We start from the raw sequence: 14,532 nt of genomic DNA, 5'->3' as shown, positions 1-14,532 counted from the left end.
GATCCGGGCTTTGTTATTTAACGATCGGCAAATCGGAATAGCGCGTGGTGTAGCAGGGCGACAGCATATCCCGCTTCATCGCCCAGGATTTCACCGCCCCCTGGCCCGCAAACCACACAGACCCCCGGCCTGAACGGTTAAGGCGGTCGATAACCTGCATCAGGGCTGTACTGTCTGGCCGCGGTGGGTGTTCATCGAACAGGCTAAGCTGCGCCACGCCCTGACTGAAAAAGTCACTGAGCATGACGCCCGCTTTCATATAGCGATGTCCCTCTTTCCAGATTCGGTTTAATGACTCGATAGCTACCCTGATAATATCCCGCGTATCGTTGGTGGGGATCGTCAGCTTGCCGGAGGCCTGGTTACCATAAAAAACCTCGTCCTCTGCATGCGGGCTGGTGCGAATAAAGACGCTGATATAGCAGCAAAACTGTTTCTCTTCGCGCAGCTTCTCGGCGGCGCGTTCGGCATAGGCGCAGATCGCCTGGTGCATATCGTCATACCGGGTGATACGGCTGCCGAAGGAGCGGCTGCAGATGATTTGTTGCTTTGTTGGCGAAAACTCTTCCAGCGCCAGACACGGTTCACCGCGTAACTCGCGGGCGGTTCTTTCCAGCACGACATTAAAGTGTTTACGGATCACCCAGCTTGAACATTCCGCCAGATGCAGGGCAGTCTCAATCCCCATCAGATTCAGTTTTTTGCTGATCCTGCGCCCGACGCCCCACACTTCGCTGACCGGTACCAGTGACAGCAGTTTACGCTGACGATCGATATTCGATAAATCCACCACACCGTTGGTTTTCTTCCAGGTTTTGGCGGCATGGTTAGCCAGCTTGGCTAAGGTTTTGGTGGGCGCGATACCGACCCCGACCAGCAGGCCGGTCTCTTTGTACAGGCGCTGGCGGATAGCCTGACCGAACGCCTCCAGAGACATACACTGGCTGACGCCCGTCAGATCCAGAAAGGCTTCATCAATCGAGTAGATCTCCACTCTCGGGGCCATCTCTTCGAGAATGGTCATCACCCGGCGGCTCATATCCGCATACAGCGCATAATTGGAGCTAAAGACGTGTACCTTCTGGCGTCTCAGCTCATCCTTCAGCTTGAAGTAGGGACCGGCCATGCCGATCCCCAATGCTTTTGCTTCTGCTGAACGTGAAATGATACAGCCGTCGTTGTTTGAAACGACCACCACGGGTTTCCCCTTAAGGTCGGGCCGAAACGCCGTCTCGCAGGAGGTGTAAAAACTGTTTACGTCAACGAGCGCGAACATGGCGGTTAGCTTTCAGGGTAAACGTCACAACGCCGAAGATCTCCAGCTCGTCTTCTGCGGCAAAAACGACCGGTGCGTAGTCAGGATTATGGGGGATGAGCTGAAGACGCGGATGCGTTTGCAGCTCCTTCACGGTAAATTCGCCCGCGACCGCCGCAATCACAATATCGCCATGAACGGCGTTTAACGAACGGTCAACCACCAGCAGGTCACCATGGCTGATGCCTGCGCCGATCATCGAATCACCGCTCACCCTGACAAAATAGGTCGCGCTGGGGTGTTTGATCACCAGCTTGTTCAGATCAAGGCTATCCTCGACATAATCCTGAGCAGGGCTGGGGAAGCCACAGGGCACCCGCTCCATAAACAACGGAAGCAATAACGTGGCATCAGGCCCCAAAGGAGAGATCAACTGCATAATGGTTAACTCATATTACTGTGTTTATATACAGTATTCATGATTAACCAGAACGATCAAGAGACGGGAGGGGAATTTTCCGGAACTCGTTGAAAGTCGAAAATTTTTAGTTCAACAAGGCGCGCTGGCGAGTATGCATTCTGGAATGTTTAATTTTTCTTAATTATTTCAGGCAGTAGCTGTTCTATAACCCCCACAACGCTTCTGACCCTGTGTGGAATAAAGCGAGCGTCCGGATAAACCGCATAGAGAAAGCGGTCGGGTAACCGCCACGCGGGGAGTACCTGCACCAGCGTGCCGGTTTGCAACGCCCGTGCCGCGAGCGGTAGTTGCATACCGCCAATACCCATGCCTGCCTCCAGCGCCTGTAACAGGGCGTCGCTGGTATTGGCTCGGAAAACGGTATTCACTGCAATATCAATCGTTTCGTCATCAGAAACCAGACGCAAAGGGGCGTCCGGCGGGATGCCGCTGAATCGCACGTGGGGAAGCGCCGCCAGCGCGTACACGGACTCGACCGGCGGGTATGACGGGGCGGCAAAGAGCGGCGTTTCAATGCGTGCCAGTACGCGTGCGGCATGGGTTTGCGGAGGCTCCGCGCTCAGCCGAAGCGCCACATCCACCCCTTCGGTGACCAGATCGGCGATGCGGTCATCAAGCGAAACCTGCAGATGTAATTCAGGATTCATGCGCTGTAGCGTCAGCAGGCGCGGCAACACGATCTGGCCCAGGCCGCTCGGCAACTGCACATGTACGGCCCCCTGATATTGATGCTCAACCGGGTTCAGGCGTCGCTCTGCTTCCTGCATGGCCTCCAGCACAAGCTGCATATCCCGCCGGTAACACTCACCCTGCGCGGTGAGCTTCATCCTGCGCGTTGTACGATGCAGCAATACCACACCGAGCTCTTCCTCAAGGGCGGCGATCTGCTGGCTGACGGCGGACTGCTTGATCCCGGCCAGGCGAGCGGCAGCGGAAAAGGAGCCCGCTTCGGCGACGCGCAGAAAGGTGGAAATGGCGTTGAGCTTATTATTCATTTCGTGATTCTGCTTATAAATGCCATCGGATTTGGGGGATATATCAGGAAAAAATAATAGATCACACTGTGTCTGTCACCCCTTTCGGAGAAACACCATGAATACGACGCAGCAACACAGGGTCGCGCTGGTCGCTGGCGCCAGCGGGATTGTTGGCAACCAGCTGGTCAAAACGCTTTTGCGCCATCAGTGGGAGGTCATTGGCCTGAGCCGCCAGGCGGTATCTCACCCTGAAGGCATTGCGATGGTTAATGTTGATTTACTGGATGCGCAGGACAGCGCGCGGGCACTGTCATCGCTCAGCGGGATCACTCATGTGTTTTACAGCGCCTGGGTCAATGCCGCGAACTGGACAGAGATGGTTGAACCGAACGTCACCATGCTGCGCCATCTGGTCAGTAACCTCGAAAACACGGCGCCCCTTGAGACGGTCAGCCTGATGCAGGGCTACAAAGTCTACGGCGCGCATCTTGGCCCGTTCAAAACCCCGGCACGTGAAAGCGATCCCGGCGTACCGGGCGCGGAGTTTAACGCGGCCCAGCTCAGGTGGCTTAGCGATTTTCAGCGGGGAAAAGCGTGGCACTGGAGCGCCATCCGGCCGGGCGTGGTGGGCAGCACGGTGCCGGGTAACGCCATGAATCTTGCCCTGAGCATCGCGCTGTACGCATCGCTGTGTAAGGCGCTGAATTTACCGCTGCGTTTTCCCGGCGCCGAACAGACCTGGCACAGCATTGTTGATCATACAGACGGTGAATTGCTGGCAGAGGCGACCGTGTGGGCCGCCACGTCGCCGGTAGCAGAGAACCAGGCATTCAATGTGAATAACGGTGACATCTGGCGCTGGAGCGAGCTGTGGCCACGCATTGCACACTGGTTTGAACTGGAGTCTGCCCCCCCGGTCCGGCTCTCATTTCAGCAGCTGTTTACGGACTACCGCGCGGTATGGCGCGAACTCGCCGCAGCTCGCGGGCTGGTGGAAAGCGATATTTTGCAGCTGAATGACGGACAGTTTGCCGACTTCGTGTTTGGCTGGGATTACGATATGTTTGGCGATGGCAGCAAGCTGCGTCGGGCCGGATTCACCGCCATGCGGGCCACCGACGAGATGTTTTTCAGCCTGTTCGCACAGCTCAGGGCGGCACGCATTATTCCCTGACAGGGGGGATGTTGTTCTCAGGAACGAACCCGTTATACTCGCTCATGACTGTGATCAACGGGATTGGTGAATATGCGGGAAGCAATCAGCGTTTTATTAATGGCTCTGCCGGTTATTGGGTTATATCTGGTGATAAGGAATGGAGTGAGGTCATTTCGCCAGCCGAAACGCATCGTTTCAGATGCCCAGGGCAAGAAGAAAATATCCACTAACCCGTGGTTTTTTGATTGTTTTTCCCGCAAGGTTTATTTTTATGATGAGCGATATTTTTATGAAATTCAGAAGGATAGAACCACTCAGGTTGAACTGGCCAGGATAGTAAACATTAAGCCGGGATCGACGATGGTCAATAATCGTCGGATCTGGTCAGTAAGCTATGTTGAAAACGGAAGGGAAAAACAGGTGCAGTTTTACCCGAACGTAACGATGTTTAATCATAATTTCTCTGCTTTTTTGATAGCGGTAAAAAACGCCAATCCACACGCCGATATTAAAGATCTTTCCGTTTTCAATTTCTGAATGCCACCATGCGGCATTCAGAGACGATCCAGCCAGTCACTAACCATTAACGCATCGACGCTCTGAACGCGGTACCCGCCAGCCCGTCACAAATCGCGACGATGCACCTCCAGCGCATTGATCAGACCTTCGGCCTCCTGGCAACGAAGGAGGACGCCAGATCCTGCTGGGCAATATGCTGAAGACCATCACCGCAAATGGCACAAAGACACAGCAACTGGCGGAAGAGGATATTGCTGAGGTCCTGAGAACCCGTTTTGCGCTGACGGCCGCGTAACGGATCGGGGGACAATTTCGCTTTCAGCACAGACCGGGTTTTATACGCTGTGCCGGTTGCGTAAACCGTCCCCCCACTGTAATAACAGACTGAACGACGCGGGCAGTACCGTGAGTGTGACCAGCGTCGCGACCAGCAACCCCCCGATAATGGCATACGCCATAGGTCCCCAGAATACCTGGTGCGAGATGGGGATCATGCCCAGAATGGCGGCACAGGCGGTCAGACAGATAGGTCTGGCCCGGTGCTCTGCGGCTGCGATAATGGCGGCATCGTTCGTCATCCCCTGAGCCAGATTGCTGTCAGCTTCGCCGAGCAGGATCACCGCGTTACGAATGATCATGCCCGCCAGCGCGATCACGCCCAGCAGGGCGACGAACCCCATCGGTGTTCCACCCGGCAGCATCGCCAGAACGATGCCCGGTAAGCCAAACGGGGCCATGAACAGGGCCAGAAACATCCGGGAATAGCGTCGTAGCTGAAGCATCAGCAATAACAACATAATGACCAGCGTCACCGGAAGAACGGTAAAGACAGAGCGGTTTCCTTTATCAGACTCCGCAACCGCGCCGCCTTCCTCAATACTGTAGCCCGCAGGCAAACGGGCACGCAGTTTATCCACTGCCGGGCGCAGCGCGGCGGAGACGACCTCGGCTCTGAGTCCCGGCGCAAGGTCAGTTTGCACGGTGATAAACAGCAGGCGCTGACGACGCCAGACAACCGGATCGTCCACACCCCAGACCGGCGTTGCGACAGCACTGAGCGGAATTTTTTTGCCATCGTTCCCCTCAACGGTCAGTGACGACAGTGTGGCCAGATTAAGACGTTCACTGTCTCTGGCGCGGAGCACCACATCCACCAGCCGGTCATTATCCCGTATTGAGGTCACGACGCTGCCGGACCAGACCGTATTCAGCGTCCGGGCCAGACTTTCTGACGACACGCCCGCAGCCCGGGCCGCTGTCTGATTCACCTCAAGAGTAATCACTCTCTCCGGTTCACCAGCGGTCTGGTTGACTTCACGTGAGAGCGGTGATCGGCCAATCACCTCCGTCAGGTGATTCGCCAGCGCCCGAACCTTCACATAGTCCGGCCCGCTAACCCGGTATTTGATTGGCCAGCCGACCGGGGGGCCGAGCTCCAGGGGCGATACGCGTGTGATGATGTCGCTAAATTGCGTCGCCAGTATCTTGTTCAGCTGTGCGTGCAGACGGTCGCGGGCGGCGAGGTTTTTCGCGACCACCACCAACTGGGCACTGTTTTCATTCTCCAGCAGCACATCCATTGGCAGATAAAAACGGATAGCGCCCGATCCTACGTATGTTGAGTAATGATCGGTATTGCTATTGCCTGCCAGCGCCTTCTCCAGCTTTTCAGCCTCTCTTTGCGTTTCCGGCTGTGAGGCGTTGGCCGGAAGCGTCAGGCTCACCAGCAGCTCTGGTCTGTCGGAAGCGGGAAAAAACTCACCCTGCATAAATGTCGTCCCGAATATGGACAAAACCAGTGCGGCAAGGGCGCAAAGCACGGTGGTGAGTCGGTGGCGCAATACCTTACGCAGCAGCCAGTGATACCCGCGAGCAAGCCGCCCCGGGCCGGAGGCATGATGCCTGACGTTCTTCGGCAGCAGCCATGTTCCGGTCAGCGGTGAAAACAGGATCGCGACCACCCATGAACACAGCAGGGCAATCAGCACGACCGCAAACAGAGAAAAGCAGTATTCACCCGCGCTGGATGCCGCAAAGCCGACCGGAATAAATCCGGCGATCATCACCAGTGTGCCGGTGAGCATCGGGAATGCCGTCGTTGTGAACGCCCGGGTTGCCGCTTGCCGACGGGAATCGCCAGCCTCCAGACGAGAAACCATGGTTTCCACGGTGATCATGGCGTCATCCACCAGCAGACCCAGCGCAATAATCAGTGCCCCGAGCGAGATGCGCTGCAGGCCAATCCCGGCCAGCATCATTCCGGCGAAGGTCATGGCCAGAACCAGCGGGATTGCCGCAGCCACAACCAGCCCCGCCCGTAGCCCCAGAGAGACAAATGAAACGGCCAGGACGATAACCACCGCTTCAATAAGAACCCTGATAAAACCACTCACCGCGTCACTGACTACCGCGGATTGATCGGCGACCTTCACCATCTCGATACCGTGCGGCAGCCCGGCGCTGAGGGCGGCCACTCTTTGATTCAACGCGGCGCCAAAGCGCAGCATATTGCCTGTCGGCGCCATTGAAATCGCCAGCCCGATAGCCGGTTTTCCGTTGACCCGGAACGCCGGTGAGGGCGGCTCGGCGCTTTTCCGGGTGAGGGTGGCAATGTCAGTCAGGGGGATATAACGATTGTTAATATGCAGCGTGACCGCGCGTAAACTCTCCTCTGAGGTGAGCGCACCGCTGACGTGGAGTGCGATGTTCTCCTGCCCCGTGCGTATGATGCCCGCCGGGACGACTGCATTCTGCGCCCTGAGCGCCTCCGCCACCTGCTGAATATCCAGACCCATCCCCGCCAGACGGGCCGGGGAAAAGGCCAGAACCATCTGTTCCTGCTGTTCACCCAGCAGGGTGGTTTTGCCGATATCCGGCAGGGACATCAGTTCCCGACGCAGTGTCTCCACCCGATCCCGAACCTCCCGCAGGGTATAGCCTTCGGGGATGAAGCCATAAATTGTGCCGAACGTGTCGTCAAATTCGTCGTTGACATCAGGGCCCTGAACGCCTTCTGGCAGGGACGGGGCGATATCCTGCATTTTCTTCCGCACCTGGTACCAGATATCCGGCACCGTTTGCGGCGGCGTATCATCGCGCAGGTTGACATGAATAACGGTGCGTCCTGCCCGGGTTTCGCTTTCGATATAATCAAGCCAGGGGATCTCCTGTAACTTTTTCTCAAGCGTATCCGTCAGTAGGCGAGTCGTGTCCGCTACCGATGCCCCCGGCCATTGCGCGGAGACCACGGCCGTTTTGATGGTAAACGCCGGATCTTCGTTGCGCGGCAGGCGCTCGTAACAGAACACGCCCATCGCCATCACTAGCAGCATAAAGAAACTGACCATCTGCTGATTTTTAAGCGCCCAGGCGGAGAGGTTAAATGTCTCTTTTGTGCTTCTCATGTTCATGGCTGCTCCTCCCCGGCAATCACCTGTTCTCCTGAGCGTAATTTGCTCACGCCAGCCGTAATCACCCTGTCACCGGGCGCAAGACCGGAGGCGATGATGACGGAGGAGGCCGTGTAACGTGCAGGCACAACCACGCGCAGTTGCGCCTGAGATTGCCGGTTGATTACAAACACAGCGGGCTTGTCTACGTAACGACTCAGTGCCGACGCAGGAAGGACGTAACCGCACGCGGCACTGGAGGGCAGGGTTACGGTGACGCTGGCACCCAGTGCCATGGCGGCGGGCGAGTTGTTCAGGGTGGCTCTGACCCGCCAGGTACGGGTCAGGGGATCGGCCTGAGGCGTGATATCGCGTAACACCGCTGAAGCATTGACCGTCGGGTCGCTGAGCAAGGCGACGCGGAAATCAGCCTTATCTGGTGAGGGGATCTCATCAGGCGCGGCAACATCAAACACCACATCGCGGGCTTCACCGGTCGCCAGCGTCAGCACCGACTGGCCTGCGCTGACAATCTGGCCCGCAGAGGCGCTAACCGCGGTAATGATGCCTTCCTTCGGCGAGAGAAGGCGGGTCCAGCCCAGACTTTCCCGGGCGTTGCGCAGTGCCGCCTCGCTACTTTTCAGACGCGCGCTGGCGACAAGCCAGTCTGCACGGGCTGTGTCGAGTTGTGTGCGGGCTATAGCGCCGGTGGGCATCAGCGTTTGCATTCTGTTGACGTTGAGCGCGGCAATCTGCGCTGAGGCTTTGGCACCCTCATAGTCAGCGGTGGCCGCGTCGAGCTGATTTTGTCCGGTGGTATTGTCGAGGGTCGCCAGCAGTTGCCCGGCGGTAACCCGATCGCCAATATCGACGACGCGCGTGAGGATCCTGCCCCCGGTACGGAAACTCAGCGTCGTCTCATCATGGGCATGGATCTCACCGGTTCTTTCCAGTGCTGGCAGCGTTTTCGCTGAACCCACCACACTGTAGCGTACCGCCCGCACGGGGGGCGGCGTGTTTTCGTGTTTATCGCCGCAACCGGTTAGCGGGAAGATAGCCAGGGCAAGTATCACCAGGGGAATAAAGTGTAGCCAGGAAAGGGTGCGCGCCACGCTGTATACATGATGCAGGCTGTGGCGGAGGGAGAGAATGAATTCGTCTGACATAACGCCGCTCCAGAAAAGGGATGGCGTTATTTAATCGGCTGTTCATCGAGAAAGATTCGATGTTGTGTCAAGGGTTTATCAAGAGCGGGAATTTTCCTCGTCACAAGCGCGCCAGGGCAGTTGGATGCGCACCAGAAGCCCTCCGGTTTCTGGTAATGACGCGCTAATACTTCCCCCATGCGCCTGACAAATCGCCTGCGCAATTGATAAACCGAGGCCGCTGCCACCGGAGTGCCGGGCGCGTGATTGTTCCTCGCGGCTAAATCGCTTAAACATGTCCGGTAAAAAGTGCTTTGATACACCCGGACCGTCATCGGCGAATTCGAGGGTGTACTGCCCCTGGGCATAATGCAGGGCCACCTCCAGATGGCCTCCCTCGCGTCCGTAGCGGAGTGAATTCTCCATGAGGATCGTAAATACCTGTCCCATACGGAACGCATCGCCTCTGAAGGGGCATGCGCGCGGGTTACGCAACGTTATCGTAAAATTATGCGCATCGGCCTGCGGGGTTATCCAGTCTGCCCGCTCCTGAATCAGCTCATCCAGACGGAATGGCCTGTCTTCAAGCACAAGATTTCCCGCATCAGCCAAAGAGAGAAGGTGCAATTCATCGGTCAGCCGGTTGAGGTGCTGGAGCTGTTTCATCACCATCCCCAACTGCTCCGGGGTGGCGTCAAACACGCCGTCCATCATACCCTGCAGACGTCCAATGGCTGCCGTCAGGGGAGAGCGCAGCTCATGTGCCATGGCAACGTGCGAGGCGCGAAGCTCCTTTTCATAGCGAGCCAGTTGTCCGGTCATGGTATTAAAGTCAGCCGCAAAGCTGATCATTTCTGCGGGCGCTTCTTTCACCAGCTCTGCCTGTCGGCCAAACTGCCCATCGGCCACATCTTTGGCCGCATCACGAAGACAGCTGAACTGCAGCGCCAGAGGACGCGCGTGCTTAAGTCCCATCACCACAATGAAGGGGATCATCACCAGCACCAGCAGAGCCACGGTGACCCAGTCAGCCGAGGCGATAGATGGGGTGGAGTAACTGAGCCCCCACCAGCTGTCTACAATATCGTGAAAGCGGGCCGGGTTTGACTGCGGATTCTGGCTGAGCGTGAGAAACTCCTGCCGGACCGCTGCGGGCATTTTGCCCATTATCCAGTAGTTCTGCACGGCGTAACGCAGCCACATACAGGCAGCTATAACGATCACGCTGCCAATCGCCAGCGCCAGGATACGCGCGCAAATCCAGCGCCAGAGGGAGGAATGACGGGTCTTTATCATGGCTGTCTGAACCTGTAACCCACGCCGCGAACGTTAACCAGCACGCCGGAAAGACCCGCGGCTTCGAGTTTTTTACGCAGGTTATAAATATGGGTATCCACCACCCGCTCCAGGGCCTCGCTTTCCGGCAAACAGTGCTCCAGTAAATATTGACGGGAAAAAGGACGCGAAGGTGAACGCATCAGCGTGGTCAGTAGCGAAAATTCCGTTGGGGTCAGATCCAGAACCCGCGGCGTATTGTCATCATTGATGATGCTCGCCACAATGGCCGTGACATCCACCTCCAGCGTCTGCCAGCGAAGGATCTCTTCTTCGCGCGTGTTTTTATTGCTCCGGCGCAGCACCGCCTGCACCCGTGCCACGACTTCACCCGGATGATAGGGTTTAACGACATAGTCATCAGCCCCGTATCTCAACGCGCCGATGCGATCGGGCGTATCGCCCATAGCCGTCACCATGATAACGGGCACATCGCTTTTGCGACGCAGGCTGGCCAGCACCTCAGTTCCGTTGAGTCCGGGAAGCATGACATCCAGCAAGACAAGATCGGGTTTCCAGCGTTGCGCCATCTCCAGCCCGGCCAGCCCGTCCCCCGTGACGGTCACATCGTAATTTTCACGGCGTAAATAAGCTTCAAGTACGCCAGCCGCATCGGCATCATCTTCAATAATCAGCACTCTTCTGGACAACATCTGTTCACCTTGACCGTTTCTTAACACTATCCCGACTATTCATTGATTTAGCCAAATCATACTGCGCACAACGTAGAAGTGGAGACCAGTATGATAGCGAGAAAAAAAGCCCTGTATATGACCGTTCCGTTTCTGATGACGGCAGCATCCGGCGTACACGCCGATGAGGCACAAACGTCTTCCGACTATTTGACGATTGGGGCAGGAGGACGCTATGCGCCTCGTTATTCAGGCTCTGACAAGCAGGTATGGCAAGGGGTTCCTGTTTTACAGGGGCGCAAAGGTGCATTCTTTATTGATGCGCAGAAAGGCATTGGATATGACCTGCAAAATGACAGCGGCGTGTACCTTGAACATACGCTGGGTTACGACCTGGGGAGGGCGGACGAAAACGCCAGCTGGCGCGAGGGGGCAAATAATCTGAAAGGGATGGGAGAGATCGATACCAGCCTGAATACCGGGCTGGCGGTCGGCTGGCAAATCACTTCCTGGCTGAGTGTGGAAGGCAAAGCGACCCTGCCTGTAACGGACAGTCAGGGGGTAAACTACCAGGCCTCTGTTACGCTGCTTCCTCTACAAACCAGTCAGGACACGATTGCTTTTCAGTCTGCATCCCTGTTTGGCGACAGCCGTTACCTCAATACCTGGTATGGCGTCAGTCAGCAGCAGAGTCAGCGCTCCGGTTATAGCCGTTATTCAGCGCCCGGTGGATTCTACGGTATAGACAGCAGCCTGACATGGAGTCATCAGTTCGATACCCATTGGGGCACGGTACTGAGTGCCGACTACACCTGGCTTGGGGAGCATGCAAATAACAGCCCGATCGTATCGCGACGTAACGAAGGCGCTGTCACCGCCGCCATCACCTGGACATTCTAGTGTGGAGGTGAGAGATGCGATCTTCCTCGGCGTAGCCGGGGTAATCATTACGGCCATCTATGTCATTACCTGGTACGTCTATGTATACGGGTGAACAGAGCTGGCCGGAGCGAGAAAATTCCTGGAAGATTATTTCTTCTTGTTCATCATCGCTTTCAAATCAGCAAACGGATTAAAAGTGGCCACACCCACATCTTTTTGCGCGTCTTCTCCCGCGACAACGGTGGTGCCGTACTGATCCGCTTCGGTGTACTTCGAGTGTTCATGATCGTGGCAAAACAGGCACAACAGCTCCCAGTTACTGCCATCTTCCGGGTTATTGGTATGGTCGTGATCGATATGGTGAACCGTCAGTTCCCGAAGGTTGGAATAGACAAATTCCCGTGAGCAGCGCCCACAGACCCATGGATAAATTTTTAATGCTTTTTCACGGTAGCCGCTTTCCAGCCGCGCGTAGTTTTTAGGGATCAGAGCCATTGCCGGTTTTACCTGCCAGGAAAAGAGTGAGCGAAATTATATCCCATTATGGAACGCAATAGCGATCTGCTCAGGTCAGTCAATTTATTTGACGCTTTCCGTTAAATAAACGGCATTTATTGTTGCCGGGTAATGCGTAGAGTAGAAGAAACGCAACACATTCTTAGGATTACCCCTTATGAAAAAGATCGGATTTTTATCATTTGGTCACTGGACGCCGTCGCCACAGTCCGGTACCCGAACCGCAGCGGACACGCTGCTCCAGTCCATCGACCTGGCCGTGGCCGCTGAAGAGCTGGGTGCCGATGGCGCTTATTTCCGAGTGCACCACTTTGCCCGGCAGCTCAGCTCGCCGTTCCCCTTGCTGGCGGCGATAGGCGCAAAAACCAAAACCATCGAAATCGGTACCGGCGTGATCGACATGCGGTATGAAAACCCAATGTACATGGCGGAGGATGCCGGGGCGGCGGATCTGATCTCTGGCGGGCGTTTGCAGCTGGGAATTAGCCGCGGCTCGCCGGAGCAGGTGATTGATGGCTGGCGTCACTTTGGCTATGTCCCGCAGGAAGGGGAAAACGAATCGGATATGGCGCGTCGTCATACCGAGGTGCTGCTTGAGGTGCTGCGCGGAGAAGGGTTTGCGAAACCAAACCCGCAACCGATGTTCCCGAACCCGCCGGGCCTGCTGCGCCTGGAGCCTCATTCCGAAGGTTTACGCGACCGCATCTGGTGGGGTGCCGGTTCAAATGCAACGGCGGTCTGGGCCGCAAAACTGGGCATGAACCTGCAAAGCTCAACGCTGAAAGACGATGAAACCGGCGAGCCGTTCCATATTCAGCAGGCAAAACAGATCCGCGCGTATCGTCAGGCCTGGGCTGAGGCGGGCCATACCCGTCAGCCGCGCGTGTCGGTGAGCCGCAGTATCTTTGCCCTGATGGACGACCGTGACCGGATGTATTTCGGGGCCAGCCGCAACGACAGCGATAGCGTGGGCTATCTGGATGAAAAAACGCGGGCGATTTTCGGGCGCAGCTATGCGGCAGAGCCCGACAAGCTGGTTGAACAATTGAAGCAGGACGACGCGATAGCCGAAGCGGATACCCTGTTACTGACCGTACCGAATCAGCTTGGCGTGGACTACAACGCGCATGTGATTGAGTCGATCCTCAAACATGTGGCGCCAGCAATGGGCTGGCGCGAGTAGGTAAACTGACGGGGTGCTCAGCCTCTGTGGCTCATATCGCTCAGCAGTACGGCGATACTTTGCCCGCCCGCCGTCTGCTCAAGCGCAATCTTGACGATGATGGTCAGCGGAACGGAGAGCAGCATGCCAACGGGGCCGAGCAGCCAACCCCAGAATATCAGGGACAAAAACACCACCAGGGTCGAAAGCCCGAGCCCGCGTCCCATCATGCGCGGTTCAAGAATGTTTCCGAAGACCAGGTTAATTACCAGATAACCGGCCAGCAGAATCAGGGCATCATACAAACCACTGAAAACCAGCACCTGCAGAATAGGCGGGATGGCCGCCAGCACGGAACCGATGTTGGGAATATAGTTAAGCGCAAAGGCGAGCAGTCCCCAGACGAACGCAAACCGCACATCCAGCGCAACCAGCATGCCCCAGACAACACACCCGGTGACGAGACTGATCGCCGTTTTCAGCACCAGATAGCGGGAAACACTGTCCAGTGCACGCTGAATCGCGCCCATGCCTTCCACCGGCCGAACCATTATATGCTGTAGTTTGGCAGGCAGTTGCGGCACCTCCAGCAGCATAAATACCACGGTTAAAAACAGCAGGAAAATAGAGGTCATGGCGTTGGAGAGCTGCGCCAGCAGGCTGGTGACGAGGGTCATGGCTGCGTTGGGGTCGATATACTTCAGCAGTTCCTCAACGGAGACCTCAATGCCCGCGCGCTGCAGCCAGGGTTCAATCTGCAACAGCGGTATCACCAGCGACGAGCGGTATTTCGGCAGCGTGCGCGCCAGTTCATTCAGGGATGTGCCCAGATAAGCGACCAGCAGCACCATCGCGATAATAATGATGCTGATGAGCAGGGTGATCGCCAGCACGCGCGGTATGCGTATCCGCACCATGCGCTGAACCAGCGGGTTAAGGATCACTGCAATAAACAGCGCCAGAATAAAAGGCACGATAATATCGGCGGCAAAACGAACGCCCGTCAGGATGATCACCAGCATACCGAGCATGATGACAATCTTGAGGCCGTTCAGGGTAATGATGGGTTTAGCCATGGCAATT

At 56.5% G+C, this 14,532-nt stretch carries 13 protein-coding genes; 4 read left to right on the top strand and 9 right to left on the bottom strand.

Annotation, left to right across the window (positions count from 1 at the left end; translation table 11 throughout):
- Positions 1-13: 13 nt before the first annotated feature.
- The 3 genes from umuC to VF709_RS06040 all read right to left on the bottom strand — a co-directional run bounded on the left by umuC (position 14) and on the right by VF709_RS06040 (position 2,731).
- Entirely contained in the window at positions 14-1,276 is a 1,263-nt protein-coding gene (gene umuC, locus VF709_RS06050; protein WP_023620348.1) for a translesion error-prone DNA polymerase V subunit UmuC, read from the bottom strand.
- Entirely contained in the window at positions 1,260-1,694 is a 435-nt protein-coding gene (umuD, locus tag VF709_RS06045; protein ID WP_029882790.1) for a translesion error-prone DNA polymerase V autoproteolytic subunit, read from the bottom strand. The genes umuC and umuD overlap by 17 nt, the downstream gene beginning before the upstream one ends.
- A 149-nt stretch (positions 1,695-1,843) precedes the next feature.
- Positions 1,844-2,731 carry a LysR family transcriptional regulator gene (locus VF709_RS06040; protein ID WP_149896433.1) on the bottom strand — a complete coding sequence of 296 codons (888 nt, stop codon included), beginning with the start codon at positions 2,729-2,731 and terminating at the stop codon, positions 1,844-1,846.
- A 97-nt stretch (positions 2,732-2,828) separates the two neighbouring features.
- Between VF709_RS06040 and VF709_RS06035 the strand changes: the two genes are divergently transcribed.
- Together VF709_RS06035 and VF709_RS06030 are read left to right on the top strand one after the other, a co-directional pair.
- Complete coding sequence (locus tag VF709_RS06035) at positions 2,829-3,887, top strand: SDR family oxidoreductase (protein ID WP_149896432.1); 1,059 nt, start codon at positions 2,829-2,831, stop codon at positions 3,885-3,887.
- Between the two features lie 72 nt (positions 3,888-3,959).
- Positions 3,960-4,406 carry a hypothetical protein gene (locus VF709_RS06030; protein WP_045295893.1) on the top strand — a complete coding sequence of 149 codons (447 nt, stop codon included), beginning with the start codon at positions 3,960-3,962 and terminating at the stop codon, positions 4,404-4,406.
- A gap of 317 nt (positions 4,407-4,723) precedes the next feature.
- Here the strand turns inward: VF709_RS06030 and VF709_RS06025 are convergent, their stop codons facing one another.
- The 4 genes from VF709_RS06025 to VF709_RS06010 form a co-directional block, all read right to left on the bottom strand.
- Positions 4,724-7,798, bottom strand: a complete 3,075-nt coding sequence (locus VF709_RS06025) for an efflux RND transporter permease subunit (RefSeq protein ID WP_440231084.1) — start codon at positions 7,796-7,798, stop codon at positions 4,724-4,726.
- Entirely contained in the window at positions 7,795-8,943 is a 1,149-nt protein-coding gene (locus VF709_RS06020; protein WP_149896430.1) for an efflux RND transporter periplasmic adaptor subunit, read from the bottom strand. Before VF709_RS06020 ends, VF709_RS06025 begins: the two co-directional genes overlap by 4 nt.
- Before the next feature lie 78 nt (positions 8,944-9,021).
- Entirely contained in the window at positions 9,022-10,218 is a 1,197-nt protein-coding gene (locus tag VF709_RS06015) for a sensor histidine kinase (protein ID WP_038980429.1), read from the bottom strand.
- On the bottom strand, positions 10,215-10,910 hold the full coding sequence (locus VF709_RS06010) for a response regulator (RefSeq protein WP_038419267.1): 696 nt from the start codon (positions 10,908-10,910) through the stop codon (positions 10,215-10,217). The genes VF709_RS06015 and VF709_RS06010 overlap by 4 nt, the downstream gene beginning before the upstream one ends.
- 90 nt (positions 10,911-11,000) lie before the next feature.
- Here VF709_RS06010 and VF709_RS06005 point away from each other — a divergent pair, with 90 nt between their 5' ends.
- On the top strand, positions 11,001-11,789 hold the full coding sequence (locus tag VF709_RS06005) for a MipA/OmpV family protein (protein ID WP_038419268.1): 789 nt from the start codon (positions 11,001-11,003) through the stop codon (positions 11,787-11,789).
- A gap of 129 nt (positions 11,790-11,918) precedes the next feature.
- Here the strand turns inward: VF709_RS06005 and yajD are convergent, their stop codons facing one another.
- Positions 11,919-12,266 (bottom strand): HNH nuclease YajD, encoded by a 348-nt coding sequence (yajD, locus tag VF709_RS06000; protein ID WP_006808895.1) that lies wholly within the window; start codon positions 12,264-12,266, stop codon positions 11,919-11,921.
- A gap of 178 nt (positions 12,267-12,444) precedes the next feature.
- Between yajD and VF709_RS05995 the strand changes: the two genes are divergently transcribed.
- Positions 12,445-13,470 (top strand): LLM class flavin-dependent oxidoreductase, encoded by a 1,026-nt coding sequence (locus tag VF709_RS05995; protein ID WP_038419270.1) that lies wholly within the window; start codon positions 12,445-12,447, stop codon positions 13,468-13,470.
- Between the two features lie 17 nt (positions 13,471-13,487).
- Here the strand turns inward: VF709_RS05995 and VF709_RS05990 are convergent, their stop codons facing one another.
- A complete protein-coding gene (locus VF709_RS05990; RefSeq protein WP_020688252.1) occupies positions 13,488-14,525 on the bottom strand; it encodes an AI-2E family transporter in 1,038 nt (345 codons plus the stop codon).
- Positions 14,526-14,532: the final 7 nt, after the last annotated feature.

This window comes from Enterobacter sp. Lyrl_3, assembly GCF_051948675.1.
In the GTDB taxonomy this organism is placed as follows: Bacteria; Pseudomonadota; Gammaproteobacteria; order Enterobacterales; family Enterobacteriaceae; genus Enterobacter; species Enterobacter cloacae.
Note: the sequence above shows the minus strand (reverse complement) of the source record. Positions and strands in the feature narration are given on the sequence as shown.

Coding starts and splice junctions, on each gene's coding strand:
- VF709_RS06005 (WP_038419268.1), top strand. CDS start 11,001: ATGATAGCGAGAAAAAAAGCCCTGTATATGACCGTTCCGTTTCTGATG.
- VF709_RS06020 (WP_149896430.1), bottom strand. CDS start 8,943: ATGTCAGACGAATTCATTCTCTCCCTCCGCCACAGCCTGCATCATGTA.
- VF709_RS06015 (WP_038980429.1), bottom strand. CDS start 10,218: ATGATAAAGACCCGTCATTCCTCCCTCTGGCGCTGGATTTGCGCGCGT.
- VF709_RS06025 (WP_440231084.1), bottom strand. CDS start 7,798: ATGAACATGAGAAGCACAAAAGAGACATTTAACCTCTCCGCCTGGGCG.
- umuC (WP_023620348.1), bottom strand. CDS start 1,276: ATGTTCGCGCTCGTTGACGTAAACAGTTTTTACACCTCCTGCGAGACG.
- VF709_RS06035 (WP_149896432.1), top strand. CDS start 2,829: ATGAATACGACGCAGCAACACAGGGTCGCGCTGGTCGCTGGCGCCAGC.
- yajD (WP_006808895.1), bottom strand. CDS start 12,266: ATGGCTCTGATCCCTAAAAACTACGCGCGGCTGGAAAGCGGCTACCGT.
- VF709_RS05990 (WP_020688252.1), bottom strand. CDS start 14,525: ATGGCTAAACCCATCATTACCCTGAACGGCCTCAAGATTGTCATCATG.
- VF709_RS06040 (WP_149896433.1), bottom strand. CDS start 2,731: ATGAATAATAAGCTCAACGCCATTTCCACCTTTCTGCGCGTCGCCGAA.
- VF709_RS05995 (WP_038419270.1), top strand. CDS start 12,445: ATGAAAAAGATCGGATTTTTATCATTTGGTCACTGGACGCCGTCGCCA.
- VF709_RS06010 (WP_038419267.1), bottom strand. CDS start 10,910: ATGTTGTCCAGAAGAGTGCTGATTATTGAAGATGATGCCGATGCGGCT.
- VF709_RS06030 (WP_045295893.1), top strand. CDS start 3,960: ATGCGGGAAGCAATCAGCGTTTTATTAATGGCTCTGCCGGTTATTGGG.
- umuD (WP_029882790.1), bottom strand. CDS start 1,694: ATGCAGTTGATCTCTCCTTTGGGGCCTGATGCCACGTTATTGCTTCCG.